Here is a 3,721-nt window from a genome sequence, read left to right as displayed (position 1 = left end):
TCTCCTTGCTTATCTGGTTTCGAGTTTCTTCTTAAAGGATACCCCTCTGGATAGAAACTCGAAGCTTTCAAATGGGTTGATCCACCTAGGCGGCAAAAACATTGATTAGAGGGGGTTTCTGTAAGGTTGCAAAAGATAAGCTCCAGTTAGGGAGATTGAAACGAAGAAGAAGTACCAACACCCCATCTAGGAAACATGTTTAGTTGCAAAAGATAAGCTCCAGTTAGGGAGATTGTTATCCTGATTTCAATGCGAAGCGCCTGCGAGTATTTATGCATAGAAAAGACGTTCAGTCTCTCATGTTCGTTGGCAATACGCCCAAAATTCGCAGTCTGTGCACTTTCGTTCGTTTCTGGTTGGCCTCGGCAAGTATTCCGTTATCACGAGTTCCCTCATCTTCTGTAGGAGCGTGTGCACCCAAGATCTTTGCGGGTTATTGAGGTCGACCTTGATTTCGAGGTCCGCGTCCTCATACACGAGGATGCCCATGTCCGAATCAGCACCCAAAGCGTATTCTACAAGCAAGCATTCTGCGACAACCTGCGCTCGGTGGTTTTCGAAGATTCCCCCCTCCGGTGCTCTTCCGGTTTTCATCTCGACCGGCCTTGCAGTCTCGCCATCGTAATCCACCGCATCCAGCAATCCTTTCAGACCAACCGAGCGGTCCTCAAGGTAGATACTGAAGTACCTGTCCATGTTCTTGCCCTGTCGTATTTGTCGGTTCCTCCAGTCTTCGTGTTTCTCTGCGCCTTTCCGCATCTTCACGGAGGGACCAGGTCTGCATTTCAGGACATATCTGAAATAGATGATACGGGGACAGTAAACAAACTGCCGCACATCTTCGGGTGTGAAAACAGGTCGCAGTTGTTTGACTATCTGGGATTCTAGCTCGCTCTGCATGGAAACATCACCTCTGAAATGTCATCGATTCCCTTCTTTGATACGACCATGGTTTTCTCAAGGCACTTATCACAAATCAGGTAGAACCTCACATCAGCCTCCTCATCACCTAGGATATCCTGAATCTCAATGGAGAGCGCTTCAAGTGTATTTCTGGACCTGGAGCCTTTGTATACGCTGTACTGAAGCCGTTTGAATCCATAATCCTGCACTGTATGACATACCCGCTCTCGCAATCGATCGTTGGAAATATCATACACGATGATCTGCTTCATTTCGTTACCACCTGAACTCGTATGGCTCGTAGGTGTTGCTCTTCCCGATGAGGAATCTGACGAGCTTCCGACTCTGTCTCATTATGACTCGGTTGAGCTTGCGTTTCTTGTTACCTTCACAGCGAACCTCTCCATTCATACCTTCAAGGAGTTCTCTCAACAGTGTTCGTCTGGTTTCATCATCCATCATGACTGCACCGCCTTCAAGATGAAACGAATCGGGTTCAACCTGCTGGTGGGTGATAAGACGGATGATTGTTCTGTCCACTGCGACTTGACGGAATTCTTCTACCATATCTAGAACGAGTGATGGTTTACCAGATCTGTCGGTGTGGAGAAAACCCGCAAACGGTTCCAATCCACACGCTGCGATGGCAATCAGTGCTCTGCTGTAGAGGACCGCATAGCCGTAGGAAAGCATCGAGTTGACGGGATCTTTTGCCGGCCGCCGTTCTCTTGCCTCGAAGTTGAACTCGTCGGGAACAATCAACTGCAATCCTTTGAAGTAGTATTTCGCGGCCCTAGCCTCAATACCCATCAACTGATTTCTTGCAGTTGATAGTGTATCCCAGTCCTTATCGAGCTTCTCTACAAGCTCATTGATTCTCCCTGCTATTTTTGAAAGTCTGGCCGCCTCGTTCGGGCTTGTGTCTTCGCGATTTCCTCCTAGATACTTCAGAAGCCTCTCTTTGTTGACCATCGCCCCTTGCACGAATCTCTTTGCTAAGTGTATACCTCGGCTGTCACGAAAGGCAGCTAGCTGCTCCCGTCTAGTGTGAACCGTCCCGTGATTGAAGAAGGGGTGCAGGAGGGCGTACGGTTTGCCTCGACTAACATACACAACCGGTATCCCATTCTGAGCAAGCAGCCTGATTGCAGAAGAGCTGATGGTGCATCTGCATGTCACAACGACTTCATTAAGGTTGTAGGTCGAACGTCTGCTCTTCGTTCCATCTGGTGTTTTAACATACAATGACCGACCTCGCTTACCCAAAAACACGCCATGCTCATCAAGTACCAAACTCATCATAGACCACCCACCGTGGAGAGACCTGCCAACTCAGCAAGATCGTATGCTGTTCGATTGCCATTATGCTCGAAGACTGCTATCGAGCCCCTCGACCAGCATAGACTACCCTGAACGCCGTCTTTGACTGTGCCAAACACTGGATAGGGGTTGTCCGGCATGGAAGTGAAATATTCGGCAAAGCTCCCCTCCATGTAGAGCGGGATCCCCTGATTCTCGGTCCACCGTAGAACTTCTTCCCGTGGCAGCGGGACATCTTCTTTTCCGTAGTTTATGTAGTTCCACTTCTCTGCTGATGTAACTCGTTGAGTAAGAGACAAATCATTACTCAGCTCGTCCTCGGTCCTCTGAGCTGTTTCCATGTCACGGAGCGGTCCAAAGGCAATCCACTCTCCTGCACCTTGGCTGATAATTCGTTGTGTGAACCCGACACTGCAATTCCCCTTCTCTCTTCTGGAGATTCCTACCTTGACCAAGCCGAAAACAGATACAACGTAGAGCATCCAATCGGTATAACAAATTGCGTCGGCCCAGGGTTGTAAATCACATGCCGGGTTATCGCCCGTGCATTGCTTACCAAACGGTACTCCTGGACCATCAAGGATGCAGCGAAGCCTGCGAAAAAGTGGGGACTCTCTGCAATCTCCGCACATATCGTCTGGGCCTGTCAGTATAGCTTGGCAATTCGTACAGTATTTGGTAGAAAGAAAGCGAAGGTTCTGATACCCGAATAGCGGGAATGCTCCTTCCCCAACCCTGTCTTGATACCGTACGAACGGGATCGGATGACCATAGAACCAACGATAGTCATACCCTTTCATGGTCGATAGAGTCTGCGGACACAACCGGGATGAGGACTGCTGAGTCTTTGCTCCGGAATCGATTGTTCTGCTGACTGTCGACGGTATCTCCATACATGTGATAGCTTCATGAAAGAAGTAATTCGAATTGGTTTACAGGCGGCTCTAAACAGAGAGTTTAGGGCTGATGAAACAAGCCAATGAGGGCTTCGAATGGAACAGGCGTTTCCAGAAACTTCGCAAAGCTGTGATTAGGTAATTTGTGCTTCGAGTTTCCCCCCTCTTTCCGGTTACGGAAAATATTGGATAAAAATGGGAACGCTTGGAGAGACCTGCAATCGTCGTTATGTGCTACCATAATGTACACTCATGTTCATTCGGATACCGTGGTGAACCCGTTGTTTCTTTTTGCTCTCAAAAAACGTTAAGTTTCCTCTATGGACTTTCCCATCGAGATATATGTCAAGGCAGGTAGCATAGTGCTGGAACCAAGGTGTTACGGCTCTCTCCTTGCTTATCTAGTTTCGAGTTTCTTCTTAAAGGGTACCCCTCAAAATAGAAACTCGAAGCTTTTGAGGTGATCATGATCCGTGGATAGCAAAAACATTGATTAGAGGGGATTTCTGTAAGGTTGCAAAGAATAAGCTCCAGCTAAGGAGATTGAAATACATGATTCCTCCAATCATCACTGCAATGACAGTGGTTGCAAAGAATAAGCT

4 protein-coding genes are annotated in these 3,721 nt (G+C 48.0%); all 4 read right to left on the bottom strand.

Annotated features, from left to right (window positions below):
- Positions 1-297 precede the first annotated feature (297 nt).
- From cas4 to GF309_05880, 4 genes are read right to left on the bottom strand one after another with little or no spacing between them, the layout of a single operon-like run.
- Entirely contained in the window at positions 298-900 is a 603-nt protein-coding gene (cas4, locus tag GF309_05895; GenBank protein MBD3158306.1) for a CRISPR-associated protein Cas4, read from the bottom strand.
- Complete coding sequence (cas2, locus tag GF309_05890; GenBank protein ID MBD3158305.1) at positions 885-1,175, bottom strand: CRISPR-associated endonuclease Cas2; 291 nt, start codon at positions 1,173-1,175, stop codon at positions 885-887. The genes cas4 and cas2 overlap by 16 nt, the downstream gene beginning before the upstream one ends.
- 4 nt (positions 1,176-1,179) lie before the next feature.
- A complete protein-coding gene (cas1, locus tag GF309_05885) occupies positions 1,180-2,205 on the bottom strand; it encodes a CRISPR-associated endonuclease Cas1 (GenBank protein ID MBD3158304.1) in 1,026 nt (341 codons plus the stop codon).
- On the bottom strand, positions 2,202-3,116 hold the full coding sequence (locus GF309_05880; protein MBD3158303.1) for a DUF2797 domain-containing protein: 915 nt from the start codon (positions 3,114-3,116) through the stop codon (positions 2,202-2,204). The genes cas1 and GF309_05880 overlap by 4 nt, the downstream gene beginning before the upstream one ends.
- Between the last annotated feature and the right edge of the window lie 605 nt (positions 3,117-3,721).

Source organism: Candidatus Lokiarchaeota archaeon (assembly GCA_014730275.1).
Classification (GTDB): domain Archaea; phylum Asgardarchaeota; class Thorarchaeia; order Thorarchaeales; family Thorarchaeaceae; genus WJIL01.
The sequence above is the reverse complement of the archived record's forward strand: the minus strand, read 5'-3'. Positions and strand labels throughout refer to the sequence as shown.

Bases quoted from the DNA above. Each gene is read 5' to 3' on its own strand.
- cas2 (MBD3158305.1), bottom strand. From the start codon at position 1,175: ATGAAGCAGATCATCGTGTATGATATTTCCAACGATCGATTGCGAGAG.
- cas4 (MBD3158306.1), bottom strand. From the start codon at position 900: ATGCAGAGCGAGCTAGAATCCCAGATAGTCAAACAACTGCGACCTGTT.
- GF309_05880 (MBD3158303.1), bottom strand. From the start codon at position 3,116: ATGGAGATACCGTCGACAGTCAGCAGAACAATCGATTCCGGAGCAAAG.
- cas1 (MBD3158304.1), bottom strand. From the start codon at position 2,205: ATGATGAGTTTGGTACTTGATGAGCATGGCGTGTTTTTGGGTAAGCGA.